The organism is Marivibrio sp. (genome assembly GCF_040218065.1).
Classification (GTDB): Bacteria; Pseudomonadota; Alphaproteobacteria; order UBA8366; family Aestuariispiraceae; genus Marivibrio.
The window spans coordinates 100,240-113,939 of record NZ_JAVJQE010000013.1; the positions used below are offsets into that span (position 1 = coordinate 100,240).

At 68.1% G+C, this 13,700-nt stretch carries 11 protein-coding genes; 5 read left to right on the plus strand and 6 right to left on the minus strand.

Translation table 11 applies throughout. The annotated features are described in order from the left end of the window. Window positions 1-42: 42 nt before the first annotated feature. Window positions 43-999, minus strand: a complete 957-nt coding sequence (locus RIB45_RS12465; RefSeq protein ID WP_350050629.1) for a threonine/serine dehydratase — start codon at window positions 997-999, stop codon at window positions 43-45. Between the two features lie 131 nt (window positions 1,000-1,130). Here RIB45_RS12465 and RIB45_RS12470 point away from each other — a divergent pair, with 131 nt between their 5' ends. The 3 genes from RIB45_RS12470 (at window position 1,131) to RIB45_RS12480 (ending at window position 3,893) form a co-directional block, all read left to right on the plus strand. Continuing rightward, a complete protein-coding gene (locus RIB45_RS12470) occupies window positions 1,131-1,616 on the plus strand; it encodes a PAS domain-containing protein (RefSeq protein ID WP_350050631.1) in 486 nt (161 codons plus the stop codon). A gap of 119 nt (window positions 1,617-1,735) precedes the next feature. Next, a complete protein-coding gene (locus RIB45_RS12475; protein WP_350050632.1) occupies window positions 1,736-3,040 on the plus strand; it encodes an NAD(P)/FAD-dependent oxidoreductase in 1,305 nt (434 codons plus the stop codon). Window positions 3,041-3,080: 40 nt separating this feature from the next. Beyond that, window positions 3,081-3,893 (plus strand): DUF2189 domain-containing protein, encoded by an 813-nt coding sequence (locus RIB45_RS12480; protein ID WP_350050633.1) that lies wholly within the window; start codon window positions 3,081-3,083, stop codon window positions 3,891-3,893. An 82-nt stretch (window positions 3,894-3,975) separates the two neighbouring features. Here RIB45_RS12480 and RIB45_RS12485 read toward each other — a convergent pair whose 3' ends face one another. Continuing rightward, a complete protein-coding gene (locus RIB45_RS12485; protein ID WP_350050634.1) occupies window positions 3,976-6,642 on the minus strand; it encodes a valine--tRNA ligase in 2,667 nt (888 codons plus the stop codon). A 104-nt stretch (window positions 6,643-6,746) separates the two neighbouring features. Between RIB45_RS12485 and RIB45_RS12490 the strand changes: the two genes are divergently transcribed. Next, on the plus strand, window positions 6,747-7,523 hold the full coding sequence (locus RIB45_RS12490) for a hypothetical protein (RefSeq protein WP_350050635.1): 777 nt from the start codon (window positions 6,747-6,749) through the stop codon (window positions 7,521-7,523). Window positions 7,524-7,563: 40 nt separating this feature from the next. On the opposite strand, the gene RIB45_RS12495 is transcribed toward RIB45_RS12490, so the two are convergent. Next, entirely contained in the window at window positions 7,564-8,367 is an 804-nt protein-coding gene (locus RIB45_RS12495) for an SEL1-like repeat protein (protein WP_350050636.1), read from the minus strand. 729 nt (window positions 8,368-9,096) lie between these two features. On the opposite strand from RIB45_RS12495, the gene RIB45_RS12500 reads away from it, so the two are divergent. Continuing rightward, complete coding sequence (locus RIB45_RS12500; RefSeq protein ID WP_350050637.1) at window positions 9,097-9,507, plus strand: GFA family protein; 411 nt, start codon at window positions 9,097-9,099, stop codon at window positions 9,505-9,507. A gap of 19 nt (window positions 9,508-9,526) precedes the next feature. On the opposite strand, the gene RIB45_RS12505 is transcribed toward RIB45_RS12500, so the two are convergent. From RIB45_RS12505 to ilvD, 3 genes are all read right to left on the minus strand, one after another. Beyond that, window positions 9,527-10,288, minus strand: a complete 762-nt coding sequence (locus RIB45_RS12505; RefSeq protein WP_350050639.1) for an SDR family oxidoreductase — start codon at window positions 10,286-10,288, stop codon at window positions 9,527-9,529. A gap of 3 nt (window positions 10,289-10,291) precedes the next feature. Continuing rightward, the gene (locus tag RIB45_RS12510) at window positions 10,292-11,794 is read right to left on the minus strand and encodes a M81 family metallopeptidase (RefSeq protein WP_350050641.1); all 1,503 of its coding nucleotides are present in this window, start codon (window positions 11,792-11,794) and stop codon (window positions 10,292-10,294) included. A 106-nt stretch (window positions 11,795-11,900) separates the two neighbouring features. After that, complete coding sequence (gene ilvD / locus RIB45_RS12515; protein WP_350050642.1) at window positions 11,901-13,646, minus strand: dihydroxy-acid dehydratase; 1,746 nt, start codon at window positions 13,644-13,646, stop codon at window positions 11,901-11,903. Between the last annotated feature and the right edge of the window lie 54 nt (window positions 13,647-13,700).

The following is a 13,700-nucleotide window of genomic DNA, read 5'->3' on the forward strand; positions in this document are numbered from 1 at the left end:
TGCCCATATCGACGCGCGACACGCCATATATGGTGCGCAGCCTTACGCCAGACTCGTCGGGTCCATATTGGCTCCGCAGACCAGCACGCCGACGCGTTCGCCCGGGGCGGGCTGATACGCCCCGCTGAGCAGGGCCGCCAGGGCCGTCGCGCCGCCCGGCTCCGCGGCCTGGCGCATCCGATCCCACAGCCAGCGCTGCGCGTCGCGCACCGCCTCGTCCCCCACCAACAGGCTCTCCACGCCGAACCGCGCCGCCGCCTCGAACGCCAGCGCGCCGACGGTGCGCGCGCCCAGGGAGTCGGCGGCGAGACCCGAGACCTCGACCGTCGTAGGCTCGCCGGCGGCGAGCGCGCGGTTCAGCGCGGGCGTCCCCTGCGTCTCGACGGCGACGATGCGCTTTGCGCCGGCCAACGCCGCGGCGCATCCGCCGACAAGCCCGCCGCCGCCGACGGCGATCAAGAGCGTGTCGAGATCGGGGGCCTGCTCCACCCACTCAAGCGCGCACGTGCCCTGCCCGGCCAGAATCTCCGGCTGGTCGTAGGCGTGCAGCAAACGCGCGCCGGTCTGGGCGCGTCGCGCTTCGCAGGCCTCCAAGGCTTCTGCGAAGTCGCGTCCGACGACATGCACTTCTGCGCCGTAGCCGCGCAGCCTGGCTTGCTTGGCGGGATGGGAGATTTCCGGCACGAAAATCTCCGCCCGCACGCCCAACGAGCGGGCCGCGTAGGCGACCGCCGCACCGTGATTGCCGCCGGAGGCCGCGATCACGCCGGCCTCCGTGACCGGCTGAGCGAGCAGCGCATTGAAGGCGCCGCGGGCCTTGAAGGAGCCGGTGTGCTGCATCTGCTCCAGCTTCAAGGTCACCGACGCCGGGCCGTCCGCGACGGAGAGAAGATCGCTCGGCTCGCACAAGATCGTCGGCGTGCGCCGGACGCTATCGGCGATCCGAATATGGGCGTCGGCGACGTCCTCAGGCGTCGGGAGGGCGTGCTGAGCTGACATTGGCTCTCTCGGGATTTGTTGCGGCGGGGCGGCCCGCTGATACAACTGCGTCTGAGGGCTTGCAAGTCGGTCTTGGCGAGAATCACTATGGCGTTTAGACCGCGTCTTTTCGCTCAGCCGCCGGATGCCCGATGTCCAAGGACGAACCTTTCTTTCTCGCGCCCTACTTCGAGAAGATCGAGGCGCCGAATTCTGCGGACGCCCGCGCGCTGTACGCCTATTGGCGAGGGCTCGCGGATCCGCCCGCGCTTCCCCAGCGCCGGCAGATCACGATGGAGGATTTGAGCGCGCTGGGCTGCTTGGACAGCGTCTTCATCCTGGAGCCGACGCAGGATGGGAGCGACTGGCGGTATCGTCTGCTCGGCACCCGGATCGTGCAGATGTACGGCAGCGAGGTCACGAGCATCCCCTTGCGAGAGCATATGACGCCGGAAGAGGCCGATCTCGCGATCGCCCTCAGCAATCACGTGCGCGACACGCTGACTCCGATCTTTCTGAAGGCGCGTTTCGTCTCGGGCGATCATCAGGTGCCGATCGAAACCATGTCGCTGCCGATCCTGGGCCGGGACGAGCACGACGTCTGGCTCTTCGGCGGCACGTTTTTCACGCCGCGCTGACGCGCGCCCCCGCGGATGAAAATCGATCTGGTCAAGCCTGAGCGGCGGAATTACCGTCGCCTGACGTACAGCCCGCATCCGCCGCCGGCTCATCCCGGCGAACATTATGAGGACGATCCATGTCGGAACGGTTTGACGCCGTCATCATCGGGGCCGGTATCATCGGCGCCGCGCTCGGGTTGGAGCTGAGCCGCAAAGGCTGGAAGACGCTCAATCTGGATAAGCTGCCCGCCGCGGGCTACGGCTCCACCTCGGCCAGTTGCGCGATCATCCGCACCCACTACTCCACTTTCGACGGCACCGCCTTCGCCTATGAGGGCTATTTCTACTGGAAGAACTGGGCCGACTATCTGGAGGTCGAGGACGAGCGCGGCCTCGCCGACTTTCACGATCGCGGCTGTCTGGTGATGAAGACAGAGGCCAACGGCTATCTGGAGAAGCTGCTGGAGCATCAGCGCGCCGTCGGCATCCCGTTCGAAGAGTGGGACGGCGCGACCATCAAGGCGAAGCTGCCGCACCTGGATCTCAACACCTACGCTCCGCCGAAGCGCCCGGACGATCCGGGATTCGGCGAGCCGACGGGCGGCTCCTTGCGCGGCGGCGTCTTCTTCCCCTGCGCGGGCTACATCTCCGACCCGCAACTCGCCACCCACAACATCCAGCGCGCGGCGGAAGCGGCCGGCGGGACCTTCCGCTTCAACGCCCAAGTCGCCGAGATCCGCAAAGACGCCGACGGCCGGATCGCCGGGGTGACATGCAAGGACGGAACGCAGATCGACGCGCCCGTCGTCGTCAACGTCGCCGGCCCGCACTCCCAGAAGATCAACGAGATGGCCGGCGCGACCGAGGACATGAACATCAAGACCCACGCGCTGAAGCAGGAGGTGACTCACGTCCCCATGCCGGTCGAGGGTTGGGACGAGAGCGGGATCGTCACCTCTGACAGCGACATCGCCTGCTACACCCGGCCGGAGAAGGGCAACTTCCTGCTGATCGGCAGCGAGGATCCGGAGTGCGATCCGCGCGAGTTCGTCGACCCTGACGATTTCGACGAGAACTTCACCGAGCAGTGGAAGATCCAGGCGATGCGCACCGCCCAGCGCATCCCCGAGCTCGGCATCCCCAGCCAGATGAAGGGCGTGGTCTCGCTCTACGACGCCTCGGACGACTGGATTCCGATCTACGACAAAAGCTGCGTGCCCGGCTTCTACATGGCCTGCGGCTCAAGCGGCAATCAGTTCAAGAACGCCCCGCCCGCCGGCCGGATGATGGCGGAGCTGATCGAAAAGGTCGAAGCCGGCCTCGATCACGATTCCGAGCCGCTGCAATGGGCGATGGACTATACGGGCAAAAGCATCGACGTCGGCTTCTACAGCCGGCGGCGCACCATCAATCCGGAAAGCAGCTTCTCCGTGCTGGGCTAGGACGGACGAGGCCGCGCCGGCTTCGGGGGGAGCCGCGACCGTGGCGAACGACGACAAGGCCGTCTTCAAAGGCCCGTTCTGGAAGGGCTTTCCCTATGTCGACGAGGTGCGTCGGCTGGAGGGGCACGAGCCCTGGCTATGGCTCGCCGCCGGGTGGCGCGACATGAAGGCGGCGCCCGCGATCAGCCTGTTCTTCGGGCTGCTGCTGGCGGGCTTGAGCGCCTTCCTCACCGTCGGCCTCTATTTGTTGGATCAGACCTGGGCGATCGCGCCGGCGCTGGGCGGTTTCCTGATCGTCGGGCCGATCCTGTCGGTCGGCATGTACGCCCTCTCGCGCGAGCTGGAGGCCGGCCGCACGCCGGGTTTCTTCGACGTCGTCTTCAGCTGGCGGCGCAATCCCTTGAACATCTTCGGCGGCGGCGTGCTGCTGACGCTCTATTTCATCATCTGGATGCGCGGCGCGGCGCTGATCTTCGCGGTGCTGTTCCCCTACAAGGGCGGCACGATCCAAGGCCTGGTCAACGCGACCCTGTTCACGCCGGAAGGCTGGCTCTTCCTGGCGGTCGGCGTCCCCGTCGGCGCCGCCTTCGCCTTCGTCGCCTTCGTCTTCTCGTGCGTGTCGCTGCAGATAATGCTCGACCGGCGGGTCGACGTGTTCCAGGGCGCGATGGCCTCGCTCGTCTGCGTCGCGGGGAATTTCCGCACCATGATGGTCTGGGCGGCGGTGATCGTGGGGCTGACGGCGGCCGGCTTCGCCACCGGCTTCCTCGGCTTCCTCGTCATCCTGCCGCTCGTCGGCCACGCCAGCTGGCACGCCTACCGGGCGCTCTTGGGGCGGCGGGAGACCGCCTGACGACGCGGCGGCAACCGCCGCATTTTCTTAAGCGCGGGGGGCGTGCCTGAGGCCGCGGGACCGAGCGCCCGCCGGCGCGCCCCTACCCCGCCTGGGCGAGGCGGTCCAGCGCGCGGGCGAGCTTGTCGCGCTGGGCCTGTTCGTCGGCCAGGCGCTCCTTGTTCTCGGCGACGACGGCCTCGGGCGCCTTGGCGAGGAAGCCTTCGTTGGAGAGCTTCTTCTCGATCTTGGCGATTTCGCCCTCGGCCTTGGCGATCTCCTTCTCCAGGCGCGCGCGCTCGGCCGACAGGTCGATCACGTCGGCGAGCGGGATCGCCAGCGTCGCTTCGTCGAGCACCAGCTGCGCCGCGCCCTTGGGCGGCTCGGCCGCATGGTCGATCGCCTCGATCCGGGCGAGGCGCGCGATCAGCGCCTCATGCCGCGACAGCCAGCCTTTCGCCTCCGCGCGCATGTCGACGGCGGCGAGCGCGACCTTGGCGCCGGCCGGCACGTTCATCTCGGCACGGACGGAGCGGACGGCGGAGATCAGGCGCACCACCCACTCCATCTCGCGCGCGGCGTCGGCGTCGGCGAGGGCCTCCGCCCCCTCCTCCGGCCAGGCGGCGAGGATCAGCGGATCGCCCTTGGCGCCGTCCGCGCCCTTCAGGAACTCCCAAAGCTCGGCCGTGATGAAGGGCGCGACGGGGTGCATGAGCCGCAGCGTGCGCTCCAGCACGAAGGCGGCGGTGGCGCGAGTTTCGGCCTTCGCGGCCTCGTCCGCCCCGGAGAAGAGCGGCTTGGCGAACTCCAGATACCAGTCGCAGAAGGTGTGCCACAGGAACTGATAGACGGCGCCCGCCGCATCGTTGAAGCGGTAGGCGTCGAGCGCCGCGGTGACCGCGTCGCGGGTCCGTCCGAGTTCGCCCAGGATCCAGCGATTGACCGTCTGCTCGGCCTTGGCGGGATCGAAAGATGGGTCGAGCGCGCATTCGTTCATCTCGCAGAAGCGCGCGGCGTTCCACAGCTTCGTCATGAAGTTGCGGTAGCCTTCCACCCGATCCTCGGAAAGCTTGATATCCCGGCCCGCGGCGGCGAGCGCAGTCAGCGTGAAGCGCACGCTGTCGGCCCCGAATTTCTCCATCAAATCCAGGGGGTCGATTACGTTCCCCTTGGACTTCGACATCTTCTGGCCCTTCTCGTCGCGCACCAGGGCGTGGACGTAGACGGTGTGGAAGGGCTCCTCCTTCATGAAATGATCGCCCATCATCATCATCCGCGCGACCCAGAAGAAGATGATGTCGAAGCCGGTGACCAGCACGTCGGTCGGATAATGCCGCGCCAGCGTCGGCGTCTCCTCCGGCCAGCCGAGGGTGGAGAACGGCCACAGGGCCGAGGAGAACCACGTGTCGAGCACGTCCTCGTCCTGGGTGAGCTCGACGCTCTTCCCGTAATGCGCGTCGGCCGCGGCCTGCGCGGCCTCTTCCGTCATCTCGACGAAGATGTGACCGTCCGGACCGCACCAGGCCGGAATGCGGTGCCCCCACCAGAGCTGACGCGAGATGCACCAGGGCTGGATGTTGTACATCCACTCGTAATAGGTCTTGGTCCAGTTCTCGGGCACGAACTTGGTGCGCCCCTGCTCGACCGAGGCGATCGCCTCCTTCGCCAGCGTCTTGGCGTCGACGTACCACTGCTCGGTCAGATAGGGCTCGATCGGCACGCCGCCGCGATCGCCGTAGGGCACGGAATGGCGGATCTTCTCCTCCCCGGCCAGCAGCCCCTCGGCCTCAAGATCGGCCAGAATACGTTTGCGCGCCTCGAACCGGTCCAGGCTGCGATAGGCCTCGGGCGCGTTCTCGTTGATCTTGGCGTCGACCGTCAGGATGTTGATCATCTCCAGATCGTGGCGCCGGCCGACCTCGAAATCGTTGAAATCGTGCGCGGGCGTCATCTTGACCGCGCCGGTGCCCTGCTCCGGGTCGGCGTACTCGTCCGCCACGATGGGCAGGCGTCGGCCGACCAGCGGCAGGATGCAATGCTTGCCGATCAGGTGGCGGTGCCGCTCGTCCTCCGGATGGACCGCGACGCCGCTGTCGCCCAGCATGGTCTCGGGCCGCGTGGTGGCGACGGTCAGATACGCGCCCTCGGCGCCTTCGATCGGATAGCGGATCGACCAGAGGGAGCCGTCCTGCTCGGTCTGCTGGACCTCCAGGTCGGAGATCGCCGTCTCCAACGCCGGGTCCCAATTCACCAGACGCTGGTCCTTGTAGATCAGCCCCTGGCGGTGCAGCTCGACGAAGACGTGGCGCACGGCCTCGGACAGGCCGTCATCCATGGTGAAGCGCTCGCGGCTCCAATCGCAACTGGCGCCGAGGCGGCGCAGCTGGTTCAGAATCGCGCCGCCGCTCTCGGCCTTCCAGTCCCAGATTCGCTCGATGAATTTCTCGCGGCCCATCTGGCGGCGATCGGGCTCCCCGCGCTCGGCCAGCTTGCGCTCCACCACCATCTGGGTTGCGATGCCGGCGTGGTCCATGCCGGGCTGCCACAGCACGTCGTAGCCGGCCATGCGCTTGTAGCGGCACAGCACGTCCTGCAGCGTGTTGTTCAGCGCGTGGCCCATATGCAGCGAGCCGGTGACGTTCGGCGGCGGAATGACGATGGTGAAGGGCTTCGCGTCGGGGCGGGCGCCGGGCTTGAAATAGCCGCCCTCCTCCCACTGGCGATAGTGCTTGTCCTCGATCGCTTGCGGCGCGTAGGTCTTGTCCAGCATCACACTCGCTTTCGTCCCGGCGGTCGGCGTTTCGTTGGGGCGCGGATATCGGGCGTTTATACGGCTTGCGCGCGGATGGTCAAACCCGCTTGGGATGGGTCGAGATGAGCCGCTGTCTGGTTCTGCAAAGCGCCTCGGACGCACAGGCGGCGACGCCGTGGCTGGCGCGATGCCTCGCCTCGGTCGAGGCGTGGGCGCAGGCGTGCGGCGCCGACTACGCCTTCCACGGCGACGCCGCGCTGGCGAAAGCGCCCGATTGGTATCGCGACAAGGCCGGTGAAAAGATCCCGGTTGTGACCGATCTCGTCCGCCTGCTGTTGATCGAGGAGGCGCTGGCCGAGGCTTATGACGTCGCGCTGTGGCTGGACGCCGACTTTTTCGTCGCGGCGCCGGATCGGTTTCGTCCCGTCGACGCGCCGGGCGGCTTCGCCGTCGGCCGGGAGGTGTGGGTCGACGTTGATCCAAAGCGCCCCGGGCGCCTCAAGACCTGGCGCGGGCCGCATAACGCCTGCCTGATGGTGCGCAGGGGCGATCCCCGTCTGCCCTTCCTGATCCACGCGACGGAAACCCTGATCGCCAAGGCCGATCCCGCAGGCATCGCCCCGCAGATGGTGGGGCCGAAGCTGCTGAAGGCGCTGCAGCCCTTCGCCGACTGGACCCTGCTGCCGGAGGCCGGCGCGCTCAGCCCGCCGGTGCTGGCGGACCTCGCCGCCGGCGACGGCCCGATTTCCGCCCCCGCCCCCGCGCCCGCCTGGGAGCGCTTCCGCCGCGACAGCCGCCCGCTCCCCGCCGGGGTCAATCTGTGCTGGTCGCTGACGGCCGATCGGGCCGAAGCGGCGATGATCCGCGCAATGGAGACGATGAAGGTATTTCTCTCGTGAGCGGGAATTCACTGTGCGCCAAACGTCCAGGAGGGCGCAGTTACCGCGCAGGACAAGGCAGCGTCTCCTCGGTGGGCCAGACGGACATCTCGTCCTCGACCCACCGGCGGGCGTCAGCGCGGGCGGCGGCCGCGCTTTCCGGGGGCGCCTCGTCTAGGAACGCCGCGGCGCGAGCGGCGAGGCGTTCTCGGTCCAGGAGGTCCTCACCGTAGAGAACCCCGCCTCGGACAATCATCGCCTCAGTTCGCGCCGCCCAAGCCAAGCTCTCCGATCCTTCGCCCGCGAGCCGCCCATCGCGGATCCCATGCGCAAGCTCAAGGGCCGCCATCGGCTGCCCGCCGCGAGCCGCGCGTTCGAACGCCGCGCGGGGGCCTGGAGCCGACCCGCGATACCCCGGCGCGTACTGAAAGGAGCCGACCATGAAAAGGGCCGTCGGATGTCCGATCCGCGCGGCCTCTTCGATCCAGAGAACCGGCCGGTCGCGCCGCGCATTGGGCGGAAGTTCCGAGGGATCGAACCGCGCCAAAAGAAGCATTGCGGCGGCGTAACGCGCCTGTGCGAGATCGGCCAGAAGGGTGACGGCCTCTCGCCGCGCCGCCGCTTCGCCCTGGCGTTGGTTCAGCAGAAAGCGCGCTAGATCATACCGCGCCGTGAGCGCCCCTGAGGCGGCGGCGCGGCGATGCAGCCGCTCCGCTTGCCCGAGGTCTCGCTCCGTTCCGCCAAGTCCTTGACTATGCGCCGTTGCAAGCGCCGCCGCCGCACACCAATAGCCCGGCTCATCGACAAGCCGCCGCGCGATCATCAGCGCCTCCTCGTAGCGTTCTTCGGCCCAAAGGTCGAGCATTCGCGCCGCCGGCTCCGCCTTGACGGGGGCCGCGTCGAGAGCAGCCGCGGCAAGCATCGCCCCGAAAGCGCAGGCGGCGAGGCGCCGAAGAGCGGCCATCATCGCATCAACCTCGAGGCCCGCCGGGCATCGGCTGCAAGCCCAGGGGCGGGTCGAAATCTGGATCCGGGTCTTGAATTGGTTCGTATCGACCGCGAGACGGATTCCATCTACGCGGTTTGCCGTCCGGGCCAAGGATAAACGGTTTAGGGTCGCTTGGCTGATTCCCGGGATTAGGGGTGTCACCGGTATCATTCGGCCGCTTCGGCGCGTCGCTCTTAAGCTTCACGCCTCGATAACGTCGGGGTTGTTCATCGGCAAGGATGCGCCACCCGTCGTCAACAAAGTCCCGGTACGCGGAAAACTCAGGATCCTCCGAGCGCCAATAGCGTCGGTCGCGCATCAAGAATTTGAGATAGCTCTCCTCAATCGGTCTAGTGAAATTGTACGCCATACGTTGCCTTCTATTCCTACGCAAGCCTTTTTAAGAGAACATAAATCGAATTTTATTCTTTGTCAACCTATGAACGCAAAGCCCTAACAGCACTCGTATTAACCCGCTCCGGCGACTAAAGAACAGGTTGTATTGTAGCCCGTCGTCGTTAGGAACGGTCCCGAGATGTTCATTTAATCGCCCGGTCAACCTGTTCGATCAGCCCGGAGGGCGGACCAAGTTTGATGGAGACTTGCATGAAGCCCCTTTCCGGCGGCTGCCTGTGCGGCGCTGTGCGGTATGAGATCGACGGCCGCCCCAAGGGCTCCGTCGCGCACTGCCATTGCAGCATGTGCCGGCGCGCGGCCGGGTCGGTCGCGGTGACCTGGCTCACCGTCGCGCCGGATCAGTTTCGGCTGACCCGCGGCGCGCTCACCCGCTACGCCAGCTCCGCGAAGGGCGCGCGCGGCTTCTGCGGGACCTGCGGGTCGCCGGTCACCTTCCTCCACGCCGACCATCCGGACGAGCTCGACGTCACGGTCGGCACGCTGGACCGGCCGGAGGACATGCCGGCGAGCTTGCATATCTGGACGACGAGCCGCCTGTCCTGGCTGCACCTGGACGTGCATCTGCCGGAGCGGGAGGACGACGCCGACCCGCTTCTGTAGGGGGTTGAGGCTCCCGCCCTCACTTCGATTCCGTATGCCCGTCGACGACCAGCGCCTGGCCGGTGATCTTGGCGCCGCCCGGGCCGGCGAGGAACAGCACCGTCTCCGCCAGATCGTCGGCCGTGATCCAGGTCTTCAGCGAATTGCCCGAGGCGTAGCCGTCGCGCACCGCCGCGGGGGCGACGCCGCGGGCCGCCGCCTCCGCGTCGATCACGCGCTCCATGCGCTCGCCCTCGACGATCCCGGGGCAGATCGCGTTGACGGTGATCCCGCCGGGCCCGACCTCCGTCGCCAGCGCGCGCACAAGGCCGATGAGCCCGTGCTTCGCCGCGCAATAGGCCGTGCGCGTCGGATACCCCGCGAGGCCGGATGTCGAAGAGAAGAAGATGATCCCGCCGCCGCCCGCCGCCGTGAGACGCGGGACGGCCTCGCGCGCGCACAGATAGCCGCCGATCAGATTGACGTCGACGCAGGCGCGCCAGGCGGCCGGTTCGGTGTCGGCCAGCGGCGCGATCGGGCCGGCCGTACCGGCGCAGCAGACGACCAGGTCGAGGCCGCCGAGCGCCGCGTCAGCGCTTGTGAAAAGCGCCTCCACCTGCGCCTCGTCCGAGACGTCGCAGACCGTGCGCCCGATCTCCGGGGCCAAGCCGTCGAGTCCCGTCTCGTCCACATCGCAGGCGTAGACCGCGGCGCCCGCCTCCCTGAGGCGCTCCGCCACCCGGCGGCCGATGCCGGCGCCGGCGGCGGTGACCAGCGCGCGCGTCCCTGAGAGATCCGTCACGGCTCAAAGATCCGGGCGCCGGCGCACGCCCTCGCGGATGCGGCGGTAGTCGAGCGTCGCCGGATCGGCGATCACCGGCCCTGGCGCGGCCGCGGTGAGCACGATCTCCGCGATCGGCTGAAAGTCCGCGCGGAAATGGACGGAGCTTTTCAGGACCAGGATCGGCTGCTCCGCCGGCTCCAGGCCCAGATGACGGAACATCGACTGGTCGCCCGCCTGCATCTCGCGCGAAGCCAGAATGATCCGCACCCCGTCGACGTCCAGCAGCGCCATCGGCCCCAGTTGCATGCGCGCGCCGCCCCACATCGGCCCCGTCGCGGTGAAGCGGCCGTTCCCCAACCGCTCGACCCGCGCTTGCGTCTCCACCGGCGCGTCGCCGGGATAGCGCCGGCCGCCCAGCGCGAAGGACGTCGTCGCCCCCTCGCCCGCGGCGTGCGCCTGTTCGGCGCTCTCGGGGTCGATCAGCATCGCCAGCACGGCGCCCCGGGCTTCCGCCGCCAGCAGGGCGCGCAGCATGCCGGTCGTGTCGCCCGGGCCGCCGCCGCCGGGATTGTCCTGCGTGTCGGCGATGACGACCGGCTTGGCGGCGCCGGCCTGGACCCGGCGCATCGCCTCGGCGACCGCGCCGTCGGGCGCGTAGATCGGCTCGCCGAACTCGGCCTGGGCGTCGCGGATCGCCTGGGCCATCGCGTCGGCGGCGCCGGCGGCGGTGCGCTGATCGGCCCCGTAGGCGACGACCGCCGGCCCGACCTCGCGAATGTCGGCCTGAGGAAAGCCGCAGGCGACCGCCAGCGCGGCGAGGTCAGGCGTGCGCTCCAACATTTCCGGCAGCGTGGCCCCGTAGAGCCGGTCCATCGGCGCCAACTCGGTGCAGCCCCAGTTGAGCGGGATCAGAAAATCGAGCTTACGCAGCGCCTTGGCCGGTTTGCGATGGGTCGCGACCAGTTCCAGCAACGATCGGGCGGCGCGCGCGCCGGTCTCGCCCATGTCGACATGCGGATAGGTGCGGTAGATGTCGAGGAGATCCGCGCAGTCGACCATCGCCTGCGTCACGTTGGCGTGAAGATCGAGGCTGACCGCGACGGGGACGTCCGGCCCGATGAGGTCGCGCAGGCGGCGCAGCAATTCGCCCTCGCCGTCCTCCAGATGCTCCGTCACCATCGCGCCGTGGAGGTCGAGATAGACCCCGTCGACCGGACCCTCCTCCTCGATCGCCCGCTTGAGGCCGTCGATCAGTCCGCCGGCGATGCGCTCATAGGCGTCTTCGGTGACGTGGGCCGACGGCGGGGCGGAGCACCAGCTGAGCGGGACCAGTTCCGCGCCCGCGCCGGTCAGCTCCGTCACCGCGCCGGTGATCGGGATGTGCACGCCGTCGATCGCCGCCAGCATCTGCGGTCCGTGGGTCAAGCCGGGCCAGCCGTCCGTGCGGGCGAACTTCTCGAAGTCCGCCTTTATGGGCGCGAAGGTGTTGGTTTCGTGCTGAAAGCCGCCGACGGCGATGCGCATCGAGAGTCTCCCTTTGGCGCTCTGTCGAATCGGAACGGGGTCGAAACCGCTTGCGCGACGTCGACCCCGCCTTGAAGGGGCGGCGCGCGGGCCGCCCCAAAAGCGCTCAGATCTCGGCGTAAGGCTTGGCCTCGCCCTTTTTGCCGGGATTGGTGGTCGCGCCGGTGACCGCCGGGCCGACGGTCTGGGCGTAGCGCCACAGCGCACCTGAGCCGCCCTTGTCGGCCGGGGGCGTCCAGTCTTCGCGGCGCTTCTCCAGCTCCTCGGCCGACAGGTCGACCTCGAGCGTTCCCTTGTGCGCGTCGATCGTGATCATGTCGCCGTCGCGCAGCAGGCCGATGGGCCCGCCGACCGCAGCCTCCGGGCCGACATGGCCGATGCAGAAGCCGCGCGTCGCGCCTGAGAAGCGCCCGTCGGTGATCAGCGCCACCTTGTCGCCCATCCCCTGGCCGTAAATCGCGGCCGTGGTGGCCAGCATCTCACGCATGCCCGGGCCGCCCTTCGGGCCTTCGTTGCGGATAACCAGCACGTCGCCCTCGTTGTAGGCGCGCTCGGCGACGGCCTTGTACGCCTCCTCCTCGTTCTCGAAGCAGCGTGCGGGGCCTTTGAACGTCAGCTCCTTCAGGCCCGCGACTTTCACGATCGCGCCTTCCGGCGCCAGATTTCCCTTCAGGCCGACGACGCCGCCCCAGCTGGACAGCGGGTTGGAAACCGGGCGCACAACATCCTGGTCCTCGGGGAACTTCACCGCCTCGAGATTTTCCGCCAGCGTCTTGCCGGTGACCGTCAGGCAGTCGCCGTGCAGCAGCCCCGCCTCAAACAGCGTCTTCAGCATGATCTGCACGCCGCCGACCTCGAACAGGTCCTTCGCGACGTAGCGGCCGCCCGGCTTCAGATCGGCGATGTAAGGGGTCTCGCGAAAGATGTCGCAGACGTCGTTCAGGTCGAAATCGATTCCCGCCTCGTTCGCGATCGCCGGCAGGTGCAGGCCGGCGTTGGTCGACCCGCCCGCGGCGGCGACGACGCGCGCGGCGTTCTCTAACGCTTTGCGGGTGACGATCTGACGGGGACGGATCTGCTTTTCGATCAAATTCATGATCTGGACGCCGGAGGCTTCGCAGACCGCGTCACGGCTCTCATAGGGCGCCGGCGCGCCGGCGGAGCCGGGCATGGCGAGGCCGATCGCCTCCGAGACGCAGGCCATGGTGTTGGCCGTGAACATGCCGCCGCAGGAGCCGGCGGTGGGACAGGCCACGCACTCGATCTCGTGCAGCTCGTCCTCGTCGATCTGGCCGCCGGAATGCCGGCCGACCGCCTCGAAGACGTCCTGGACGGTGACGTCCTTGCCTTTGTAGCGGCCCGGCAGGATGGAGCCGCCGTAGATGAAGATGGAGGGGACGTCCATGCGCACCATCGCCATCATCATGCCGGGCAGCGACTTGTCGCAGCCGGCGACGCCGACGATCGCGTCATAGCAATGGCCGCGCACCGTCAGCTCGACCGAATCGGCGATCAGATCGCGGCTGGGAAGCGACGCGTACATGCCTGCATGGCCCATCGCGATGCCGTCGGTCACGGTGATCGTCGTGAATTCGCGCGGGGTGCCGGCGGCGGCCTTCACGCCCTTCTTCACCGCCTGCGCCTGGCGGGCCAGCGAGATGTTGCACGGCGCGGCCTCGTTCCAGCATGTGGCGACGCCGACGAAGGGCTGCTTGATCTCCTCGTCCGTCATGCCCATCGCGTAATAAAAGGCGCGATGCGGCGCGCTCTGCGGACCGATCGACACGTATCGGCTCGGCAGCTTGGATTTGTCCCATTCTTTGCGGCCGGACTGGGGATCCGATTCGGCCATGGCGCTTCCCTCCCTAGAGACAGGCGGTTACTGTTTTGAGGCCGGTAGTTTGTC